The following is a 21,075-nucleotide window of genomic DNA, read 5'->3' as shown; positions in this document are numbered from 1 at the left end:
ACACGTGGACATGGTGCTTGAGCGTATGGCGGAGGAAGCGGTGGTCATGGCCTCAGGGCACTCGTTCCCATCCGACGAACGGGCACGGGGGGCCGACCGCAGCCCGCGGGCGTGCCCACGGGCCCAGACGCGTGGGGCAGGGGTCCGGGCCGGGTTCCTCCACGGAACTCGGCCCGGACCCCGTGGTGCGTCAACCGACCGACGGCGGGCACAGGTCCCGAAGACCGTCCGCGTGGACCTCTTCCAGCGCGGCTGCCGCGGCGTCGAGCAGCACACACCGCCGATGGTGGTCGCCGCCGACGCAGTCGAGGACCCGCTCGGGGTCGGCTGCGACGATGTCCGCGGGCGAGGTCAGCCCGTCCCGGGCCAGGGCCAGGTAGACGGCCCGGCGAAGCGGGACTTCCACATGCCAGGCGACGGGCACCAGACCCTCGACGATGCCGAGTTCGAGCTGAGCGGGCAAGGTGTCGGGCAGGCTGCCCAGGTCCGCGGTCGGGTGGACGTGGAAGGCGATCTCGATGACCGTCGCCATCACGTCGGCGGCCCGCTGCACCGCGTGCTGGACCGGGCCGGGAGAATCCGTCCTGGTCCTCTTGCTGGGGTCGCTGATCGCGCGCTCGATCTCGGCGAGCCTGATCCCCTCGGCCCACATCAGGCAGGCGATGCTCCGTCGCGCGTGGCTGATGCCGATGCCGCTCCTGGCCGGTTCGCTCAGCAGTCTGGAGAGCACGGGTTCGGCGGCGCCACGCGCCGTGAGCCTTTCGGCGAGCTGGGCCTGCGCCCCGTACGGCGCCTTGGGGGTCCAGTTGAACCGGGTGTCGTGCAGTTCGGAGGCGAGCTGTGCGGCGCAGACCAGCGTGGCGCGGTTGATCTGATCCACCGGCACGGCCTCCAGTGCTTCTGCCACCGCCGCGACGGAATCCACGCACAGGCCGCTGCGGACCGTGAGCTTGCCCAGATGCGTCAGGGCGAGGGTGCGGGGCAGCCCCTCCTGCCTGTGGGGCGCTTCTTTGAGGAAACCGGCGGCGACGAGTTCACGCTCCATGAGCCGGATCTCTGCCTCTGGGAAGGGGTCAGCCCAACCGCTGGCCCTGGCCTGATGCGCGGCGAACGTGGCGGACAGGAATCGGTCGATGTCGGGCCCCGAGCGGCGGCGGGCGAGGGCAACGGGTTCGGTGAGCGCCGAAAGGATCACGGGGCGTACGTCGGTGGAGGGGGCGAGCAGCGCCGACCGTACGCCCTCGGGTTCCCCCTGGATGTACTGCTGCCACTTCTGGTCGGCGTCGGCGGCGCCCCGGGCCACGAGGATGGCGTGCCCGAGCTGCTCTCGCTTCAACAGGCCGAAGCGCCCGGCCCGGCCAGCCATGTTCTTGTACTCGGCCACGGAGTACGGTCGCCCGTCGGGCGAGGGATGCTCCAGCTCGCACACGACAACGGCATCCGCGGGCAGGTTCACGCCCTGAGTCAGGGTGCTCGTGGCCACGAGCACCCGCACCTCGCTCTCCGCGCTAGCGAAGGACAGTTCGAGCAGCCGACGTTCCTCGGCTGTCAGATCCGCGATGTGGAAGGCCACCCCGCCCGCCAGACAGGTACGCAGCAGTTCCGTCGTCCGCCCGCCGTCACCGCCGGACAGGGCTTCGAGGGCGGCGCCCGCCGCGGGCAGGCCGAGCGTGCGGGCCAGACTGAGGGCGAGCTCGCGGGCCCCTGCCCGGGTGGCCCGGAATACGATGACCTGCTGCCCCGCGGCGACCAGTGCGCCGACCAGGCGCGTCACCAGCTGGATGTGCCCGTCGGGCCCCGTGTACTCCTCGGGCTCCAGCATCTGTTCGACCGCCTCGTTCCCCTGCTGGTCCCGGTGCCGATAGCGGCCGTCCGGGCCCAGTACGCCTTCGATCAGGGGGGAGTTCCGGCGTGTGGCCGTGACGAGGTTGGCACGAAGCCAGCGGGCGAACTCGTCGGGCCTTCCGAGCACGGCGGAAAGCCCCACGAGCTGAGGTGTGTCGGCGGCCCCGTCGCGCATGCGCAGCCAGGTGAGCAGGGTCTCAAGGAGTGGACCGCGCTTGGGCAGCGTGAAGGACTGGATCTCGTCCAGCACCAGCACACCCACGCCCAGCAGGTTCGGACGTTTGGGCAGCAGCCCGATGAACTTCTCGTACGTGAGAACAGCGAGTTCGAACTCGCCGCTGATCAAGTCGGGCATCTGATCCCGCAGCTCGCCCGTGGCCCGGATGGTCCTGAATCCCAGAGGTCCGTAGAGGTCCCGGAACCTCTCATACTGTTCGTTCACCAGTGCGCGGGTGGGAAGCAGGAACACCGCCTTCTTTCCCTGGGCCACGGCGCGCATCGCGCTCAGTTCGCCCACCATGGTCTTTCCGGTCGATGTGGGGGCGCTGACGAGCACGTTCATTCCCTCCAGCAGCGCCCCCTGATTGATGGCGTCGATCTGGACCTGATGGAGTTTGTCGATGCGCTTGCCCCATGCTTCCACGACCGGACTTGGGATCTTGTACTCCGCGAGTGATGACAGTTCCGCGGTGACGGGCCGCGGCCGTGTCCCGTCCGCCGTCGCGAGGTATCGCTCGCCCTTGGTAAAGACCTTGAGCGGAATGTTCGAGGTGGTGCAGCCAAGGACGGGCTCCTGGACTGCTTGGGAAGGGTCGCGCCGGTGGGCGCTGACGCTCTTGGAAACGTAATGAGCCAACTTGAGGATGTAGATCTCGCCTTCGTCGACGGCATCGGGAGCGCCGAGCAGGCCCTGGATCAGATAGTGGGTGAGCAGGCCGTGCCGGAATGCTGGTTCCTCGAAGGCCTCTTGGTCCCTTCCGGAGGCCGTGATGACGACAAGCCCGGCTTTGCGCAGTTCATCTATCCGCCGAGTCGCCGAGACGGAGCCATCCCGGCTCGTGCTCCCCTGCGGCACGTGCAGCACCTTGTCCGCCGCGTGTCCGGAGAAGCAGCAGTCAAGGACCAAGAGCAGGGCACGCGCCTGGATTCCGCGCGCCAGTTCGGAAAAGTCGTCCAGCGACAAGGAAGTTTCGGCCAATCGATCCGGCAGGGTGTCATACGTGGCCAGGGCCCCACCGAGAGTTCCATGACCGGAGAAGGCGATCACAACGAAGTCCGCATCCGTGCTGACCTCCGCCAAGTGGCGCATTTCTGCTGTGATCCTCTCCCTGGTGGCCGCATCGTCGAGGAGGAGGGTCGCTTGGCCTTCGAGATTGTCGCTGAACAAGGCGTGAAGCACGGTGGCGTCTCGCTGCGCGTACCGCAGGAGATTGAAATGAGACTCGTAATGGTCGATACCAACGAAGAGCCCGTGAAACGTCATCTGAATTCCCAAGATCACTCGATGTCGAGGCATTCTTGCGAGGCCCGAAAGGAGGCTATGGGAACGGCATGATACGGCAGAAAGGTGGGGGTAGGTAGCTTGTTTTCCAAAAGTGCTCCACGCTCTGGAGCAAGCCAAGGGGGAATATCTTTGGGTAGTTCACCAACAGATGACGGCGTTCCCGGTGAGGGACGCCACGTGCGCCTCCGTCCCGCTGACGTCCGGTACGGGGAAGGGCGGTGCCCGGAATACTTGGCGGCGAAGGTGCGCCTCGACGTACCTCGACCACCGCGAAGCACCACGGCTGTCCGCACATTGACCGCATGGTCACTGGGCCCGCTGCACGACGTCCTGGACAGCGTCGAGTTCGGGAGCCTGTCCGTGGCGGACGCGCTGGCGAAACGGGGAGCCGACGCCAGGCGCCCCCTCCACCCCGCGCTCGCCCAGTGGACCGAGCACGCCGTGCGGAGCTACTTCACCGCGGTCGCCAGGATTCCGGCACCCCCTGGGGTACCGGACGGCGCGCTGCTCGACCCTGTGTCGCGCCTGTGGGCCCGGCAGCGGGGGCCCCTGAAGCCCGGCGACCCCGACGTGTACGAAGAAGTCGTGGGTGACCGGCGCTACGCCGGTCACGGCATCCGCGAGCTGCGCATGGTGCGTACGGCATCCGTCGCGGACCGCCCCCGGGACGACCGGGAGATCGCGCTGGCCGTGGGCGTCCTGGCGGGCGGGAGCCCGGTGCTGAGCGCCCGGTGGGAGCGGAAGCGACTGCGGCTGGGGCGCTTCGACCCGGTCCGGATGGTCCGTCTCGTGGAGATCGGCTGCGCCGACGCCTCGTACCGAGTCCTCTTCGAAGGCACTCCTGAGGAGGCCTATGCCCGCTACGACGCCGATGTGACCGCACACATCGATCGCTTGATCGCGGGCGGCGGCTTCCGCCCCGGGGAGGACTGCGGCAGGTGCGCCGCCGTAGCCCGGTGTCCCGAGGTTCCCTCCCGGCCGGGCTTCCTCGGCGTCACCCACTCCGGCCTACCGCGTCGATCCTGGTCGATGACGACGGGGCGGTCATACCGCGCCTGCCCGGCCCGGGCCCACCTGGCGGACCTGTTCCTGCCGCGGGACGGCTCCATGGAGAACACCGAGGCGATCGTGCGCGGCCAAGCCGTCCACGCGTGGATCGAGAACCTGCACCGCCGGACTCCTCAGCGGCCCTGCAGCCCGGACGACGCACCGGCACAGCACGACGCGTGGGAGTGCGCGGGATGGGCGGTGACCGGGCATCAAGCCCGGCTCGGCGTCCAGATGATCGGCGATCACGCGCTCGTCTGCCCGCTGCGGGACCGTCCGGACGACACCGAGGCCCACCCGGAGCGGCCGGTCGTCGTGTACGACCCCGAGGCCGACGTGGTCGTGATCGCCAAGACGGACCTGCTCTACCGGGTGGGCCACCACTGGACACTGCGAGAGACGAAGACCGCCAAGGCGCCCGGCGAGGGAGATCCGCTGGAGCAGTATCCGCAGCTGGCCCTGGCTGTGCTGCTCGCCCGCGCCGGGGTGCTCCCGGGGGCGGAGGGCTGCCGGGTGGAGCTGGAGCGGCTGACCGGCAGCGGCCCTGTCGTGACCGCGCTCGACGTGGCAGCTCCGGACGTGGTCGCCCAGGCGCGACGCGTCCTGGAGGCGCACGTCTCGCCGTGGCACGCCGACGCGGAGTATCCGACGAAGCCCGGCGAGGCGTGTGGGGACTGCCCGTTCACCCGATGGTGTCCGGACGCGAAGGACGCGAAGGATGCCAAGGACGCCAAGGACGCCAAGGACACGGGGGAGGCCGACGCATGACCGAATGGCTGGTCGGGGCACGGGACGCATCGGCGGAGCGTGCTCATCGTGTGGTGGCGGCAGCCCTGCGCGCCGCCTACGCGTGGACGGTCCGGCGGCAGCGGCGCGACGCCATGCGCGAGGTGGCTCGGATGACCGGTGTCGTGATGGAGGCCCACGGGCCGGGTTCGGGGCCGACCACCCCGCACGACCTCGTCGCCTGTCTGCGACAGCCGCTCGGTCTGCTGCCGGTCCTCGCAGGGGGCTCGGACGACGACATCGCGCGGCTCGTGCTCCTCGACGGCGATGATCGGCTCACCCCTGACGCGTACGACCTGGCGTGCGAATACGCCCTGCCCGTGGGAGGGGCGCCCGACTCCACGCAGTGGATGCCGACCTGGACCAGGATGCGTGCCGAACAGATCCGCAGCGACACCTTCGTCGCGCTCGTCGAGGTCAACGGCCAGCGGGGCTACGTCTCGTCTCGGCAGTTCCTCATCGAGCACCCCGCGGGATCCCACGCCGAACTCAGTGAACGGATCAGCGAGACCGGGGTGCGTCCTCCACGGCGGGGATACACGGAAATCCCCGCCGACCACCTCTACCACGCGTCCGATGGGCAGAGGTGGTGGTGGCCTTGCGCCGTCTGCAGATGGCCGATGGCGGTGACGCGCACGACCGTGCGCTGCCGCTACCGGCCCCACGCGGCGGTCTACCAGGTGCCCCGCGGTAGGAGCGCGGGCTCCCGGCCCACCGTGAAGAGGATTGACGAGGGGCGGCCACGCCTGGCCACCCCGGTGGCCAGGCCCGCGGACGGCTGTCTCTGTGTGGAATTCGGCATCTGGCGATTCCTCGTGGTGCCCGGGGCGAGCGAGCTCAGGGTCAAGCGAAGCCTTGAGGCACTCGGCGCGGCCGTTGAGCTCTGGCCTGAACGTGACTCTTACGACCTGCGCGTCCTGGCTGGCGGCACCGAGTTCCGGGTGGACCTGAAGGAGTACCGCTCCGTACACCGGCTGATCGCGGACCTCCGGGCCAAGCCACCCAGTGTCCGCATCCTCCTGCCGAAGACGCACGAACACCAGAGGGGAACCCTGGAAGCGGCTCTGCCAGCGCTCCGGGTCACCACCGAGACGAAGTTCTGCACCGAGGTACGACGAGCACTGAAGGCGGCATGAGCACTCCTGCATCCATCACCGAGCGGGTCTTTCCCCGCATCATGGGGGCCGCGGCCGGACTCGCGGCCTCCTTCTTCCCCGTCGAGGACAGCGGCGGCTTCCGACGGACGACAACCCGCGACGACGTGCTCTACGTGCTGGACGGACACATCGCGGACTGGTCGGGCTGGGCCGACCTCTCCCACAGGGACGCGCGGCGGTTCACCAGGCTGCTGCGCCGACGCCCGAACCAGCTGGCCAACGCCCGGGCAGCGGGCGGCGTTCTCGACGGCCTGCTCCGCAGCGGTGACGTACCCGGTTGCAGCGCCGTCGACACCGAGAGCGAGCTCGGCCTCGTCGCGGTTGACCCCGGCATGCCCCTGCCCGACTTCGTCGACGGCCTTCTGGACGGACTCGATGAGCTGTACGCGGCGAGGAACAAGGTTCTGCCCACGGCACAGGCCGGTCCGCACACGACCACGACGAGGGTCCTGCGGCCGGACGGCGGACAGCAGACCTTCGTCGAATTCCACTACGAGATCAACCCCCATCACGTCGATCCGGGGCATGCGATCCCCACGGTCAAGGACGCCCCGGAGCTCTCCAACTGCTTTGTCCCCTTCGGGGAGTTGAGGGACATCGCTGCGCGTCTCGACCATGCGGAGCAGCAGCGGGGCAGAAGCGCGTACCGTGTGAAAGCGGTGGAGCGGTTCCAGGAGCAGATCCGTTCCCGGGGGGACGCGCGTGTCGATGGCCTCGATCTGACGGCGGGCAGCCTCAACGAACTCCTCGCCTACACGGGCTTTGGGAAGTCCGTCGTCCTCATCGAGACCTTCGCCTGCTGGGCCGTTCGCCACCGCGTCCCCGTGGCCTTCGTCCTGCCGACCAACGCCAACGTCGTCCAGGCCGTTCACGGCATCGAACGGGCGCTGGAACTCGATGAGACGGAGACCGAGGGCGGCGTCGTACCCCTGGTGTCTCCCCGATCCTTGATCGAGGTGGCGGAGACGGCGGCGGCCCGGGTGACTGAGGAAGGCCCGGACGCCGACTGGATCTGGCAACGGTTCGGGTACGGCTGTGCGCTCGCGGCGGTGGCCGGTGCCGACGACGGAGTCGACCGGTGGCAGCCCGGCAGCGAGCCCTGCGCGAAGCTGCGCAAGCCGTCTCGGGGACGCAAGGACACCACGGTCGCGTGCCCGTGGCGGACGTCCTGCGGCCGCTACCGTGCGGTGCGCCAGGCATGCACGGCGGACGTCATCGTGACCTCCCACGCGAACCTGCTCCTCGGTGTCCTCCAGGCGCCGGTGGAGGACGGCTACGGCGGGGACGACCGGCTGACCGTTGAGGAACTGCTGCTGCGACGCTGTCAGATCGTCGTCATCGACGAGGTGGACGTCTTCCAGAGCATCGCGATCGACAACGCGGGCCGCAACCTCGTCCTCGACCACGCGGGCCGGACCAACACCCCCCTGCGCAAGTTCGACCAGGACTTCGCGGCGGCGTTCGGCCGCCTCCAGGACGAGGTGGACGCCGGAGTGAGGGACGCGTACTTCACCCTCCGCTATCTGTCAGAGACCTATGTGAGCCATCTGACCTACGAGCGGCTCGGTGCGACAACCCCCGCCAAGGGGCGGCGCCCGCGCGGCCCGGGCCGCTACTGGATGGTGCCGCAGCGCTGGGACAACTGGCTGACCGCCCGGCTCTTCGGCCTTGAGGACGAGAAGGTCGACACCCAGCAGCTGGCCCAGTTCCACTCGCTCTTCCTCGGCGAGGGAACACCGGCCCCGGACGAGCCCGCGGTCTTCAGGCACGCGCGGCGACACCTCGCGTCGGTGGTCACTGGAGGGACGGGCGGTGTGTCTCTGCCGTTGGCGCGCGATGCCCTTGAGCGTCTCGTTCACGTCCGAGACGTGCCCGAGGAGCACCGCACCACCACCGTGAACCGGATCCTGCGCCGGGCCATCCTCGAACGGATCCGCCTCTTCCTGCACCGCCTGATGGCCAACAACGCCCAGCTCGTGGACATCGGCGTCGAATCCGCCCAGGACATCGCCGACGCGCTGGGCACATACGGCCGCTGGCGGGTCACCCCGACCGGCCCGCTGGGTCGACTCGTCTTCGCGTTCACCGAGTACTACGACGACACCGGTGGTGATCCGGCGCGCCTGTCGACGGCGGCGTTCGGCGGTGACCCGCACACCTACACCGTGGGGCTCGGCGACACCACCGCCCTGGCGCACGCCGGAGTCCGCCGCATCGTCCTCGGGATGTCGGCCACGTCGTACTTCCCGGGCGCCCCGCACCACCACATCCACACCACTCCCAAGTGGTCGGTTGCGGACGAGAACCCCAACACCGTGCGGATCCTGCCCGCTCCGGTCTACGACGAGGACGGGAGGCACCGCCGGATCTCCGGCCTTGAGGGAGCCGAACGCGCCATGGCGACACAGCTCATCGCGGCGTCCCTGTGGGACCGGTACCTCCGCGATGAGCTGACGGAGTTGGAAGGGAAGGGCCAGGACAGGGCGCGTGTTCTGCTCGCCACGACCTCGTACGCCGCCGCACACCACGTGGCGGAAGGCCTGTCCACGGCCGGGGTCGACTCGACCCGTATCTGCCTGGCGGTCAAGCCCGGCGCGCACACCGAGGGGCAGGAGACAGCGATCGACGCCGGTCGCTGGCGGGAACTGCCCGCCGACCGCCTGGAAGCCTTCCCCTCCGTCGACGGCGCGGACATCCTGATCGCCCCGTTGGCCCGGGTGCAGCGAGGGGTGAACATCATCGGCGAGGACGACAAGTCCGCCCTGGGATCCGTCTGGCTGATCGTCCGTCCCATTCCGCTGATCGACGAGCCCGAGGAACTCGTCGCCCACATCCAGTCGAAGGCACTGGCCGAGCACCCAGGCCCGTCCGACGATCCGCAGGCCCTGCTGGCGAGGCGCCGAAAGGTAGCCGGACAGTACCTCGACGAGATCGTCCGTCGGCCGCCCTACTTCCAGGCCCAGCCCGACGACGTGAAGCTGGGCGTGGTCGCGGAGATCCTGAACGGGGCCGTCCAGCTGATCGGCCGGGCCCGGCGTGGGGGCACCGACGCGACCCTTCACCTGGTGGATGGTGCCCTGCTCGACTCCGCGGGCGGCTCCGATCTGGCCACCCTCATCCTCAAGCTGCGGGACAAGTGGCGGCGCGACAGCGTCCTATCCGCCATGCACGCCTACTACGGCACGACGCTCAAGGCGTTTCTGGACTACGCGGAAGAGAACACCCAGGGAGACGCCTCGTGCTGATCACGCTCGCCTACCGTGTCCGCCGCGCGGACCGGGACGCCCTGCTGGGCACCGTCACGGCCTACCCCCTCACGGAGGAGTTCGCGACGGCCTGGGAGAGCCTGCCGAAACGCGAGGGCCAACGGCGTTTGCGGTACTCCGCGTTGGCCACCGGCCTTGTGGCCGCGACCGGCCGCCCCGCCAAACTGTTCGGTGAGTACCACCTCGCCGAGGAGGAACAGGACACGGGGAGCCGCATGCTGCTCCTCACCAGCGACGCGGCCTATGACCACCGGCTGAGGACCGCCGTACGCGCCTGGGAAGGGCACATTCGTGACGGGAAGGGAACCGCCGTACTCGCGGGGTTGCTGCCCGACCCCGAGCCGGAACGCTCCTTCTCCGACTTCGTGAGGTTCCGCCCGGGCCAGGTACCGGTCATGCCCGGCTGGGTGTTCCGCACCGCGGAGTGGCAGGTGATGAGACGGCTGGCCGCGGCCCCGCTCCGTGTCGACGACCGGGCGCCCGTGGCTCTGTCGCTGGACACGGACGGCTCCCTGCTCGCCTGGGAGGCGGGCGACCTCGTCGTCAACCGCACCGGAACGGCCTTCAGCATGCACAAGGTCACCGCGCGGCTGACCTCCCGCGTCGGCGTCCCAGACCCGGTGCTGTGCTTCGACGCTCACTTGTCCCGGATCTCGCCGCAGGGGAACTGGGCGAAGAACGTCTGGATCCTCCGCGAGGCGAACGCCCCGATCCTGAGGCTGCCCCTTCGGCACCGCTACGACAGGGAGGCCGACACATGGCGTCATCACCTCGACCCGGCCATCGCGCGGATCCTCGAGGCGTGCCAATTGTCGGCGTTGGACATCCCCGACGAACTTCCGCCCGTGCCCGGAGACGTACGACCTCAGCTTTCGAGCACTCGATTTCACGCCCTGGGCAGCGGGCCCGGACCCAGGTTCATGCTGCGGCTGCACGAACACATCGTGGCCACCCTGCCCGAACTCGTACCCCTGCCCTACGAAGTCGACAAGGGCATCAAGCTGGCGCGCCGCGTCACGAGCTATGCCGTAGACGGCCTTCCGGCCGCCGCGGTGGGCCCGAGCGGCAGTGAGCGGGTGACGCTCGCCTGTGTCTACGGCACGGCCGAGGGCCGTGACCGCATGCTCGCCGAACTCGCGGAGCTGACGGGGCGCTCGGTGAACCCCATGGCCGGGGAGCCACCGACGCCCGTGAACGCGCGCTTGGACGTCATCGCCCGCTACTGCCCCGACCTGCTCTCGCACGACACCGTGAACCGCGCCGCGTGTCTCAAGTCGCTGGACCTGCCGTCCGGGCAGGACGGGCTGGTCGCCGCATGGCTGGAGACCGAGCATCACCCCGATCTCCCACGCCGCGAACTCGACGCCAAGCCTCATCTGCGGCGGCTGATGGGGCATTTGGGGGTGCCCACCCAGTTCCTCGCCACCGAACCCGCTGTCCTCCCGCCGAAGGCGTCCCCACGGAGCTCGGAGGCGAAGAAGCACGCTGCTCGGGCTGCCCTGCGGGACCTCCTGCGGGCCGCGGGAGTGTGGGACAAGCGTCTCCTGGAAGCCGTGGCGGCGGGCGGGCGGCCCACCGGGCTCACCCGGAACACCCTGCTGGTCGGCGTCCACGCCCGCCGACAGCAGACGGGGACCACGCGGCCCCCTTGGTCCTCACCATGGTCGCGCTGTACATCGCTCCTGACGACCTCGCGAGCTGCCGCCTCCTGGTGTACAGCGACCGGCAGCGGACATGGGTCCGCGGTGCCCAGGGCACGGCGGACTTCCACGCCGGGGCCATCGGCACGACCCGCTTCGGCCGCACGGGAGAGCAGGCCGAGCTGACGCGGGACGTGGTCGAGTCCCGGCTGGCCGAGCTGCTCGCGCTACAGGCCCGCGGCACACCCATGGTGCTCTTCGTCGACGCGCAGGAAACCCGCACCATCTGGCCCGGACTCCAGAACGCGCACTTGGGCACCGGTCCGCTCCCCGGGGACAGGCTGCGCGACGAGGGCGCCGATGTCGCCGTCGTCCGTCTGAACACCGACCTCAAGGAGATCGGACGCCCCGTCACGCGCCGGGAAAGGGCGAACATGCCAAGCGATCCGGGGAAGCCCGCAGCGCCGGGCCGGAAGGTGTATCGACTCGCGGGCGGGGACCGACCCTGCTGGCTGTTCGCTGGCCGTTCCGTGACGCTCAAGGCCAAGGGAGGCGACCGGGGCGCGCTGTACACGCGATGGACACTGCCCCCTGAGCTCGGCTCTCAGCTCACGGTGCCGTGGCACTCGTACACGGCCAAGGAGATCGTGGTGGCGAGCCCAGGCTCGTGGGCCCCGGAGCAGTTGGCCGGTCTCGCGGCGAGCCTGTGCGAGCAGGCCGTCTCCTGGGACGACCGCACGCAGATGCCGGTGCCGCTGCACATCGCGACCGTCATCGACGAGGATCACCCTGACTACCGGGTCTCCGGGGAGGACGAGGCCTGAGTTTCCACGCTGCCGTCAGGACTCGGTGCCGCTCAGCGGCTTGAGGATGTGGGGCGGCAACTTCCCGAGCGGTGGCCGTGTGTACTCGGGGACACCGGTCATCGCTCGCAGGAGGCCCTCGATGCCCTTGTCGGTCAGCTCCTTGATGTCGTAGTGGTCCACCGTCCACGGGTACAGCTCATCGGGGATGTTGTCCACCGTCTCGTGAGGGAGGACGACGGGCAGCACTTTGGGCGTCCACTTGTCGCGCTCCCGGTGGAGCTTGTTCCTGATGATTCCGGCCTCGCTCCGGATACCTGGGTGGGCCGCGCCGGTGCTTCTGTCGCTGAAGGCCGCCTTGCAGGCGGCGGAAGCGATGACAATGACGAAGTCCAGGTTGTTGATGAGCCCAAGCGACCAAGTTCCCCAGTCCTTGCGCCCGTTGTCGTGGCACTGGTCCAGGTGTGCGTCGATGCCGTTGCGGACCAGGAGGGTGCAGAATTCCCGGACGCGGTTCTTGTGGTAGAGGGTGTCGTGCGCGTAGCAAATGAAGACCGAGGGGTGGTACTCGTCATCGCGGCCTTCGACTGAGGCGGACAGGGAGGGGGTGATGACGCCGGGAGGGTTCGCGGGGGTGGAAAGGTCTAGCCGGAAGTCGGTCGGGGCCTGTGTGGTTCGATATGCGGTCTCGGGACTGACCGTGACGTCGTATCGAGCGCTGAATTCGACGCGCTGGTCGGGCTGCCCGGCCGGGACCAGCAGGACCAGCCAGGCGGAGCACGAGCCGTCTCGGACGCCGGTTCCGTCGGGCGAGACATGCCGCCATCGCACGCCGTGGCCGCCGATGCCGAACGTATCGACCCTGTCCGCGGAGGCCGGAAGCAGCACGTCCGCGGATGTGCCGTCCCCGCACGGCACGAAGTTCAGATACCGGTTGAGTACGTAGGGCTTGGGGGTGTCCGTGAACGTTCCGAAACGAGGGAGGGCATCGACTACGGAAACACGGTTGGCCTCCCCTTCAGATGTGAAATCGAAGGAGATTTCGAACCAGGGCATCGGCGGGCATCCCGGCTCCAACTTGACGTCGTAATTGATCTTAATGAAGTGGGCGTCGTACCCGTCGAACGTTCCCTCGGTGGCGTCGATGCGGTCGATCTGCCAATCCCTGAGAATCACCGCACCGATACGAACGCCGTTCGGCGCCGAATCCATCTTCTTGCCACCCTCGTCGATGAGGGTGAGATCGATGCGGACGTTGTTCTGTGAACCCACGTATGTGCCCTTCCGTCTCCTCTGCGGAGGCGTCACAGTAGCCAGCCCTGAACGCCGTGTAGGCCGCAGCTGGTCAGATGTCAGACTTCTGACACGTTTCTGGGGCCCTAGAGACCCTTGGAGCGGTCGCGTGGCCGCCCGGGAGGGCGCCGTCAGGGGCCGAAGGACGCAGGGGTGCCGGGAGCGCGCAGCGAGACGCGTGGTGAGGCTCGGCGTCTGGTGGAGCGCGGGGGAGAAAAAAGTGGTGGCGCCCGTGCGGGCGTGCCTCTATGTTGAGTGTGGTTCTCGCGGCGGCCGACGGCTGCCGCATTTCAGTGGAGTTGACGAAGCGGAGGTGTGACCGATGGCTGTCGTTGCAGCGGGTGGTGCCCGCGTTCAGACGTTCGTCATGTTCACCTCCGTGGTTCCCGGCTGAGCCTCCTCGTTTTCTGCCGCGTCCTGTGACGGCGCGGGCCGGGGCCGCCCTTGTGAAGGGTTTCCCGTTGTCCTCCTCTCTGTTCTCCGCTTCCTCCGGTGACTCGCACCCGCTCGCTCCCTACGGCTGGGACGACGACTGGGCCGCCGCCTTCGCGCCGTACGCCGAGCGCGGGCTGCTGCCGGGGCGGGTCGTCCGTGTCGACCGGGGCAGCTGCGACCTGGTCGTCACCGAAGAAGGCGTCATCCGCGCCGACACCACGTACGTCACCCCGCACGACCCGCTGAAGGTCATCTGCACCGGCGACTGGGCCGCCGTCGACGCCCCCGGCGGTGACCCGCGGTACGTGCGGGCCTATCTGCCGCGCCGCACCTCGTTCGTGCGGTCCACCTCGTCCAAGCGGTCCGAGGGGCAGATCCTCGCCGCCAACGTCGACCACGCCGTCATCGCCGTGTCCCTCGCCGCGGAGCTGGACCTCGGGCGGATCGAGCGGTTCCTCGCGCTCGGCTGGGAGTCCGGCGCGCAGCCCGTCGTCGTCCTCACCAAGGCCGACCTCGTGCCCGACGCCACCGCCCTGTCGTACCTCGTCCAGGACGTCGAGACCGCCGCGCCCGGCGTGCAGGTGCTGCCCGTCAGCGCCGCCCACGACGACGGCGTCGACGTGCTCGCGGCCGTCGTCTCCGGCGGCACCTCCGTGCTCCTCGGGCAGTCCGGCGCGGGCAAGTCCACGCTCGCCAACGCCCTCGCGGGCGCCGAGGTCATGGACGTCCAGGCCATCCGCGACGTCGACGGCAAGGGGCGGCACACCACCACCACCCGCAACCTCATCCCGCTGCCCGGCGGCGGTGTGCTCGATCGACACCCCCGGTCTGCGCGGCGTCGGGCTCTTCGACGCCGGGAGCGGCGTCGGGCAGGTCTTCGCCGAGATCGAGGAGCTGGCCGAGAGCTGCCGGTTCCTGGACTGCGCGCACGAGGCCGAGCCCGGCTGTGCCGTGCTCGGCGCCGTCGAGGACGGGTCGCTGCCCGAGCGGCGGCTCGACAGCTACCGCAAGCTGCTCCGCGAGAACCAGCGGATCGTCGCCAAGACGGACGCGCGGGTGCGGGCCGAGATGCGCAAGGAGTGGAAGCGGAGGGGGGCTGAGGGGAAGGCCGCGATGTCGCTGAAGCGGGGGCGCTTGCGCTGAGCCCTGGCGGACGGGTGGGCGCGGCTGCCCGCTGCCCCGGGCGGACCTGGCGGCGGCTGGGCCGTCCCGGGCCGTGCGGTGGCCCGGCGGCTGGGGCTGTGCCCACCCGTTCCGCCCTCCGGGCGGACCAGATGCCCACAGATGGTGCCCGGACGGCGGGTGCCCGCGGGACGTGGTGTCCGAATTCCGCTAGCCCGTGGTGTGGGGGTGGGTCACACTGGGGTGATGAGTGATCTCGACACCCGGTACGAGGCCGTTCGCAGCCGTGACGCGCGGTTCGACGGAGAGTTCTTCTTCGCCGTGTCGACGACCGGGATCTACTGTCGGCCGAGTTGCCCGGCCGTGACGCCGAAGCGGCAGAACGTGACGTTCTACCCGACGGCGGCCGCCGCGCAGAGCCACGGGTTCCGGGCCTGCCGACGGTGCCGCCCGGACGCCGTACCGGGGTCCGCGGAGTGGAACGTGCGCGCGGACGTCGTCGGCCGGGCCATGCGGATGATCGGCGACGGCGTCGTGGACCGGGAGGGCGTCGGCGGGCTCGCGACGCGGCTCGGGTACAGCGCGCGGCAGGTGCAGCGCCAGCTCACCGCCGAGCTGGGCGCGGGCCCCGTCGCGCTCGCCCGGGCCCAGCGCGCGCACACCGCGCGGGTGCTGCTCCAGACCACCGATCTGCCGGTCACGGAGATCGCGTTCGCCGCGGGGTTCGCCAGCGTGCGGCAGTTCAACGACACCATCCGGGCCGTGTACGAGCTGTCGCCGACCGGCCTGCGGGCCGCCGCGCCCCAGCGGGGCGGCGGCCGGGCCACACCGTCGGCGGGCATCCCGCTGCGCCTCGCCTACCGCGGCCCCTACCAGGCCGCCGCCGTCTTCGACCTGCTCGCCGACGAGGCGCTGCCCGGCGTGGAGGAGGTCGGCGGCGAGCGCGGCGACCGCACCTACCGGCGCACGCTGCGGCTGCCCCACGCCTCCGGGATCGTGGCCGTCGCGGAGCGCGCCCCCCGCGGGACGGGCGCGGGCAGCGGGTGGCTCGAGGCCCGGCTCCACCTCTCCGACCTGCGGGACCTGACCACGGCCGTCCAGCGTCTGCGCGGCCTCTTCGACCTCGACGCTGACCCGTACGCGGTGGACGAGCGGCTCGGCGCCGACCCCCGGCTCGCGCCGTTCGTGCGGGCCAGGCCGGGGCTGCGGTCGCCGGGCGCGGCGGACCCGGAGGAGTTCGCGGTGCGGGCGGTCGTCGGCGACCGGGAGGCCGAGCGCCTCGTGGCGGAGTACGGCACGCCGCTGCCGACGCCCTGCGGCACCCTCACCCATGTCTTCCCCGCGCCCGCGGCCCTCGCCGACCGGCTGCCGCTGGCCGCCGCGCTCGCCGACGGCCGGGTGCGGCTCGACGCGGGCGCCGACCGCGACGACGCCGAGCAGCAGCTGCGCGCCGTGGATGGGGTGCGCGCCGAGGCGGTCGCGCTCATCCGGATGCGGGCGCTCGGCGACCCGGACGTGCCGCTCCCGGGCGTGCCGGTCGACGACGCGTGGCGGCCCTGGCGGTCGTACGCCGTACGTCATCTTCGTACGGAGACGGTTCCTGGCCTGCGTACGGCGATGACGTTGCCCAGTGGCGCGCGTACGGCGTCGTCAGGGGCGCGGGCCGAGGCGCGGGCCGGGGGCGAGTGCGTCACGGCGTGAGGGCGCGGCGGGCGCGGCGCGCCGCGTACCAGCCGGTCGCCACGAGGGCCGCCGCGAGGGCCGTCGCGCCCGCCGCGGTGGCGCCGGTGGAGGCCAGGCTGCCGCCGGTGCCGCCAGTGCCGCCGGTGCCGGTGGGGGCGGCACCGCTCACGTCACCGGAGCCGGAGCTAGGGGAGCCGGGGGAGCCGGAGCCTCCGGGTCCGTCGGGGCCGTTGTCCGCTCCCGGGTCCCCGGCGCCCGGGCCCGCGCCGCCGTCCGACCCCGAGCCGCCGCCGGTCGGGCCCCCGCCGGACGAGCCGCCGTCCGCCGAGCCGTCGTCCTTGAACGACACCGGCACCCGCACGTCCTGCGACCGGTCCCGCGGCCGCGTGTGGTCCGCCCGGGTCGCGAGGACGCACCGCCGGGTGAGGCAGTCGGTGTGCTGGTCGCGCGCGTCGACGGTCAGGCGCACGGTGAAGGATCCGCCGGGACCGTACGGCGTGGCCAGGTCCTCGGCGCCCGGCGGCGGGTCGTTCGTGATCCACGCGGAGGCCGTCGAGCCGCCGGTGGCGGCGCCGCCCACGCAGGGCGTCGGCGCCTTGCCCGGCCCGTTGTCGACGCACAGGGCGGCGTAGACGCCCTTGCGCACGTCGTAGCCGGTGCCGGTGACGGTCAGCTTCTGGCCCTTGGCGGCCAGGCCGCGTACCGGCGTGACGGTGAGCCGCTGTCCGCCGGGCCCGGTCGCGGAGCCCTCGTCGCCGCCGCCGGGTGCGCGGACCGTGAGCGTGACGGCGACGGTGCGGGCCGTACCGGAGGCGTTGGTGAACTCGGCCCGGTAGCGGTGGCCGTCGAGCGATGCCTTCGCCGCGAACGTGTACGAGGACTTCGTCGCACCCTCGACCGCGTGCCAGGAGCGTCCGCCGTCACCGCTCCGCTGCCACTGGGGGGTCGGCTCGGGGGAGCCCTCCGCGGCGGCCGTCAGGGTCACCTCGGTGCCCTCCGCGGCGGCCACGTCCTCGGGGGAGCGGGTGACCTTCGGCGGGGTGCCGCGTGCGAGCCGGGTGACGCGGCCCTGCGCCGGGCTCGTCACGAACACCTCGGCTCCGCCGGGCGTCACGGCCACGGCGGCCGAGCCCAGTTGGGCCTCGTTGCCGGGGAGGCGCACGGGCGCGGCGGCCTGCTTCAGGGTGCCGGTGTCGACGACGGTGAGGGTGCCGTCGCCGTCGTAGCCGGGCGCGGCCGGGTCGCCGACGTCCTGCCAGGCGACGTACGCGCGACTCCCGTCGAAGGCCGCGTCGCGCGCCAGGTCGGTGCCGTCGAGCGTGCCGCGCGCGGCCCCGTCCGCGTCGAACACCATGACCTTGTCCTCGCGCCCCACCCACACCGAGCCGGTCGCGGGGTCCACGGTCGTGAAGCCCTCCGACCCTTCGGTGACGGGGAGTTCGACGGACTTGGTCACCGTGAAGGAGCCGGTGTCGATCCGGTACAGGCGGCTGTGCGCCAGGTCCGCCGACCACACCGCCGCGCGGCGGGCGTCCACGGCGAACTGCCCGGCGCCGTCCAGCGTCACCGTGCGCCGGACCGCGCCGGTGGCGGTGTTGACCTCGCTGAGCGCGGTGCCCTGGGCCACCAGGGTGGTCCCGGCGGTGAGCCCGGGGCCGACGTCGGTGACCTTGGCGCCGGGGAGCCAGACGCCCTTGGCCTCGGGGTCGCCGCCCCTGGCCGTGCCGAGGCCCTTGAGCGGGTAGTGGAAGACCACGCCGTCACCGGGCAGCGGCGCGGCGATCCTGCGGACCGCCGACTCGCGCGGCTCCCCGGTCGGGCCGGGCGCCTTGGCCGTGTGGCCGCGCACCGTGCCGTCGGCGCGGTCGAGGACGTACAGGCCCCGCTCGTTGACGTCGGCCGTGCCCGGGGCGTCGTCGGAGCCGACGTACAGCTTCTTGGAGTCGGGGTGGACGACGGCGTCGAGGGGTTTGCCCGCGGTGGTGAAGTCCGCCGTACGGTGGTAACTCAGCCCGCCCGCCAGGGAGTTCGCGCCGCCCGCCGTCGGGGCGGACGGCGCGAAGCCCGTGCTGAGCGAGGCGAGCACCAGCGCCGCGGCGGGCAGCGTGGCTGCGCGTCTCATGGTGGGGCCCGGCCTACTGGAAGGTGACCGGGACGTGCACGTCGTACTTGCGGTCGCCGGAGTCGAAGTGGTCGGCGCGCGTGACGATCGCGCACTCCACGGTCTCGCCGCACACGTTGCCGCCGCCCAGGTCGGCCTTGACGTGGATCTTCACCGAGAAGGAGCCGTTCGCGCCGAAGCGGGAGCTGTTGGGTACGGTGCCGCCGCCGACGTTGGAGACCCAGTGCGAGGCGCCGGTGGTGCCGGACTGGTCCTGGCCGCCGAGGCAGGGCGTCGGCTTGTTGGCGCCGGGCGCGCCGTCGACGGCGCACAGGCCGACGTAGATGCCCTGCGAGGTGTTGTAACCGGTGCCGGAGACGGTGACGTTGGCGCCCGCCTTGGCCGCGGTGTCCGGGGCCGTCAGCGCGAGGTGGTACGTCTTGCCGCCGTCGGTGATGGTTCTTCTCGCGGTTGCGTCGGCGGTGGGGGCGGGTGTGGGTGTGGATACGGGGGCGAGGGTGGACGCGGGTGCGGGTGCGGGTGCCGCTGCGGGGGCTGACGTGGGCGTGGACGCTGATCCGGTGGGGGCGAGGGCGAGGGTGAGCGCGGTGGCGGCTAGGGCGGGGAGGAGGGCGCGGGTACGCGTACGCATGGGTGCGGGCACCTTTCTGGGCTCTCTGGCCACTGAGCCCCTTCGGGAGGGGCCCGTTGGTTAGGTAAGGCATACCTAACCTTGCCCACTTCTTGGTGTCAACGCCGTCACCGCCTGTGCCTGTGGCCGCCCCGTCCTCCCCTGCCTCGTGTCGTCCTGCCTCCTCAAGTGCCCCGCGCCGCGCACCCGCTGTGCCGCTGCCCCGCTTTCCCGCTGCCCCGGCGTCAGCCCGCGTCGCCCTCAAGGCCCCAGCTGTGCACGCGCTTCGGGTGCAGGCGGATCACCTCCTCGCTCATGTGCGACCCCAAGTCGTGCGGACCGACGAGGAGTTCGGCCTCGCCCCGGATGTCCACGCCGCGCACCCGCCAGGGGTGTTCGCTCACGATGTCGTCCACGACCAGCGCGACCTTCGGGTTCGCCCGGAGGTTGCGCCACTTCTTCGTGGTGCCCATGGCGTAGCCGCCGATGAGGATGGTCCCGTCGTCGCGCAGGAAGAAGCCCACGGGGTTGGCCTGCGGCTGGCCCTTGGGGTCGACGGTGGCGAGTCTCCCCAGGCGCTGGGACATCAGATAGGCGCGCTCCGCCGCGCTGAATTCGCTCATGACGGGAGGCTGTCATGGGGGGTGAGGGGGCGCATCGGCACGGGGGCCTAGGTCTTGTCCGACGGGTAAGCCTTCAGGCGGCCCTGACTGGGAGGCGTCGGGATCTCGCCCAGAAACTGATCGAGTCGTGACATGACTCGTTGAAGCACGTCGATGGACCCGGCGACATCGCCAGGGAGTTCAAGAGCGTGATCTGCGGCGGGTACTTCGTGGACAGCGTGCGGCAGGGAGTCCGCGATCTGCGGGTCCCACATGTCATCAGCGGAACCGCCGACAAGAAGCGTCGGGGCGGTGGTCCTCCGGAGCGAGTCGACAACATGGCTGCTCGTCAGCAGCGGAGTCAGCCACACTGCTGGAAGGGACCGCTCCGCTGCGCTGCCGCAGGCCAGCGTCCCCAAGGATTTCCCGACCAGCAGACGGCAAGCTCCGTTCTCGGCATCGATGGCCTCGGCGACCTGCCATTCCACCCAGGCGATCTGGTCCTTCTCGGCCCATCGGGGAAGTCCTCCGGTGGGCTCCACCACAGTTCCTGAACGGTCCACCCGTGGCGCAGGAGCGCGGCTCGAGCGAAATGGAGCAGTGGCCGGGCGGGGGAGTACCCAGTTCCGGGCAGTACCAGCGCCACACGGTCAGGAGTACCGCCGAAGCGGGTGGGCATCGCTAGGGGCATGTTCGTACCCTATAAAGCCGTCCGCCCGTCAGGATCGGAGCCAGAGGCGGTGGTTCCGTTGATCGCGGCGCTCGGGAATGGTGTGCGGGATCTGCCGTCGCCGCGGGGAGCGGCGGATACGCATTGAGCTAACGCCTTGTCACCACACAGGTGGTCGGTGCGCGTTCTCGGATGTGCGGCAGCTGGGTGGGGGGCTCGGGTGCGCGGCGGCCGCTGGCGAGCCCCAGTAGCGTGCCGTGCTGATGAGCACGGCACACTGTCCATTCCACGCTGCGCATCCCGCCATGGAATACCTGTCCGCAGTCGGAAGGTGATGCCCTTGACAACCGCCTGGTGGTTCTTCCAGTGCCCTCCCTGCCCTCTGCATTCCTGGTGTGAAGCTGTGCGCAACTGGGTGACCGGAGTGCCCGTAATCCACTGGACGCCCCTGGATGAGCGCGCGAGCCATTTCGAAGCCCTGACTCCTGGC

General features: G+C 70.8%; 11 protein-coding genes and 2 pseudogenes. 7 read left to right on the top strand and 6 right to left on the bottom strand.

Going from position 1 to position 21,075, the window contains the following annotated elements:
- Positions 1-190 precede the first annotated feature (190 nt).
- Positions 191-3,328: a DEAD/DEAH box helicase gene (locus ACOBQU_RS08520; RefSeq protein WP_423625457.1), complete on the bottom strand. Its 3,138-nt coding sequence runs from the start codon at positions 3,326-3,328 to the stop codon at positions 191-193.
- Between the two features lie 315 nt (positions 3,329-3,643).
- Here ACOBQU_RS08520 and ACOBQU_RS08515 point away from each other — a divergent pair, with 315 nt between their 5' ends.
- The 5 genes and pseudogenes from ACOBQU_RS08515 to ACOBQU_RS08495 all read left to right on the top strand — a co-directional run bounded on the left by ACOBQU_RS08515 (position 3,644) and on the right by ACOBQU_RS08495 (position 12,069).
- Positions 3,644-5,164: a PD-(D/E)XK nuclease family protein gene (locus ACOBQU_RS08515; protein WP_423625455.1), complete on the top strand. Its 1,521-nt coding sequence runs from the start codon at positions 3,644-3,646 to the stop codon at positions 5,162-5,164.
- Positions 5,161-6,318, top strand: a complete 1,158-nt coding sequence (locus ACOBQU_RS08510) for a hypothetical protein (RefSeq protein WP_423625453.1) — start codon at positions 5,161-5,163, stop codon at positions 6,316-6,318. The genes ACOBQU_RS08515 and ACOBQU_RS08510 overlap by 4 nt, the downstream gene beginning before the upstream one ends.
- Positions 6,315-9,584 carry a hypothetical protein gene (locus ACOBQU_RS08505; protein WP_423625451.1) on the top strand — a complete coding sequence of 1,090 codons (3,270 nt, stop codon included), beginning with the start codon at positions 6,315-6,317 and terminating at the stop codon, positions 9,582-9,584. Before ACOBQU_RS08510 ends, ACOBQU_RS08505 begins: the two co-directional genes overlap by 4 nt.
- Positions 9,476-11,080: pseudogene (locus tag ACOBQU_RS08500) on the top strand (pPIWI_RE module domain-containing protein); the annotation flags it as partial. The gene ACOBQU_RS08505 and the pseudogene ACOBQU_RS08500, both read left to right, overlap by 109 nt.
- Before the next feature lie 185 nt (positions 11,081-11,265).
- Positions 11,266-12,069, top strand: a complete 804-nt coding sequence (locus ACOBQU_RS08495) for an RNAseH domain-containing protein (RefSeq protein WP_423625449.1) — start codon at positions 11,266-11,268, stop codon at positions 12,067-12,069.
- Positions 12,070-12,084: 15 nt separating this feature from the next.
- On the opposite strand, the gene ACOBQU_RS08490 is transcribed toward ACOBQU_RS08495, so the two are convergent.
- The gene (locus ACOBQU_RS08490) at positions 12,085-13,320 is read right to left on the bottom strand and encodes an SEFIR domain-containing protein (protein WP_423625447.1); all 1,236 of its coding nucleotides are present in this window, start codon (positions 13,318-13,320) and stop codon (positions 12,085-12,087) included.
- Positions 13,321-13,814: 494 nt separating this feature from the next.
- On the opposite strand from ACOBQU_RS08490, the pseudogene rsgA reads away from it, so the two are divergent.
- Together rsgA and ACOBQU_RS08480 are read left to right on the top strand one after the other, a co-directional pair.
- Positions 13,815-14,919, top strand: a pseudogene (gene rsgA, locus ACOBQU_RS08485) (ribosome small subunit-dependent GTPase A).
- Positions 14,920-15,144: 225 nt separating this feature from the next.
- Entirely contained in the window at positions 15,145-16,599 is a 1,455-nt protein-coding gene (locus tag ACOBQU_RS08480; RefSeq protein ID WP_423625445.1) for a DNA-3-methyladenine glycosylase 2 family protein, read from the top strand.
- Here ACOBQU_RS08480 and ACOBQU_RS08475 read toward each other — a convergent pair.
- The 4 genes from ACOBQU_RS08475 to ACOBQU_RS08460 all read right to left on the bottom strand — a co-directional run bounded on the left by ACOBQU_RS08475 (position 16,589) and on the right by ACOBQU_RS08460 (position 20,457).
- On the bottom strand, positions 16,589-18,703 hold the full coding sequence (locus ACOBQU_RS08475) for a hypothetical protein (RefSeq protein ID WP_423625443.1): 2,115 nt from the start codon (positions 18,701-18,703) through the stop codon (positions 16,589-16,591). The genes ACOBQU_RS08480 and ACOBQU_RS08475 overlap by 11 nt on opposite strands.
- Positions 18,704-18,716: 13 nt before the next feature.
- Complete coding sequence (locus ACOBQU_RS08470) at positions 18,717-19,334, bottom strand: hypothetical protein (RefSeq protein ID WP_423625441.1); 618 nt, start codon at positions 19,332-19,334, stop codon at positions 18,717-18,719.
- A gap of 224 nt (positions 19,335-19,558) precedes the next feature.
- Positions 19,559-19,936: a PPOX class F420-dependent oxidoreductase gene (locus tag ACOBQU_RS08465; protein ID WP_423625439.1), complete on the bottom strand. Its 378-nt coding sequence runs from the start codon at positions 19,934-19,936 to the stop codon at positions 19,559-19,561.
- 47 nt (positions 19,937-19,983) lie between these two features.
- On the bottom strand, positions 19,984-20,457 hold the full coding sequence (locus ACOBQU_RS08460; protein WP_423625437.1) for a hypothetical protein: 474 nt from the start codon (positions 20,455-20,457) through the stop codon (positions 19,984-19,986).
- Positions 20,458-21,075: the final 618 nt, after the last annotated feature.

The sequence above is a fragment of the Streptomyces sp. G45 genome (genome assembly GCF_049542095.1).
Lineage (GTDB): Bacteria > Actinomycetota > Actinomycetes > Streptomycetales > Streptomycetaceae > Streptomyces.
This window is presented reverse-complemented; position numbering and strand designations above follow the sequence as displayed.

Excerpts from the sequence above, each read along its gene's own strand:
- ACOBQU_RS08505 (WP_423625451.1), top strand. The coding sequence starts at position 6,315 with ATGAGCACTCCTGCATCCATCACCGAGCGGGTCTTTCCCCGCATCATG.
- ACOBQU_RS08470 (WP_423625441.1), bottom strand. The coding sequence starts at position 19,334 with ATGCGTACGCGTACCCGCGCCCTCCTCCCCGCCCTAGCCGCCACCGCG.
- ACOBQU_RS08465 (WP_423625439.1), bottom strand. The coding sequence starts at position 19,936 with ATGAGCGAATTCAGCGCGGCGGAGCGCGCCTATCTGATGTCCCAGCGC.
- ACOBQU_RS08520 (WP_423625457.1), bottom strand. The coding sequence starts at position 3,328 with ATGACGTTTCACGGGCTCTTCGTTGGTATCGACCATTACGAGTCTCAT.
- ACOBQU_RS08495 (WP_423625449.1), top strand. The coding sequence starts at position 11,266 with ATGGTCGCGCTGTACATCGCTCCTGACGACCTCGCGAGCTGCCGCCTC.
- ACOBQU_RS08480 (WP_423625445.1), top strand. The coding sequence starts at position 15,145 with ATGAGTGATCTCGACACCCGGTACGAGGCCGTTCGCAGCCGTGACGCG.
- ACOBQU_RS08475 (WP_423625443.1), bottom strand. The coding sequence starts at position 18,703 with ATGAGACGCGCAGCCACGCTGCCCGCCGCGGCGCTGGTGCTCGCCTCG.
- ACOBQU_RS08510 (WP_423625453.1), top strand. The coding sequence starts at position 5,161 with ATGACCGAATGGCTGGTCGGGGCACGGGACGCATCGGCGGAGCGTGCT.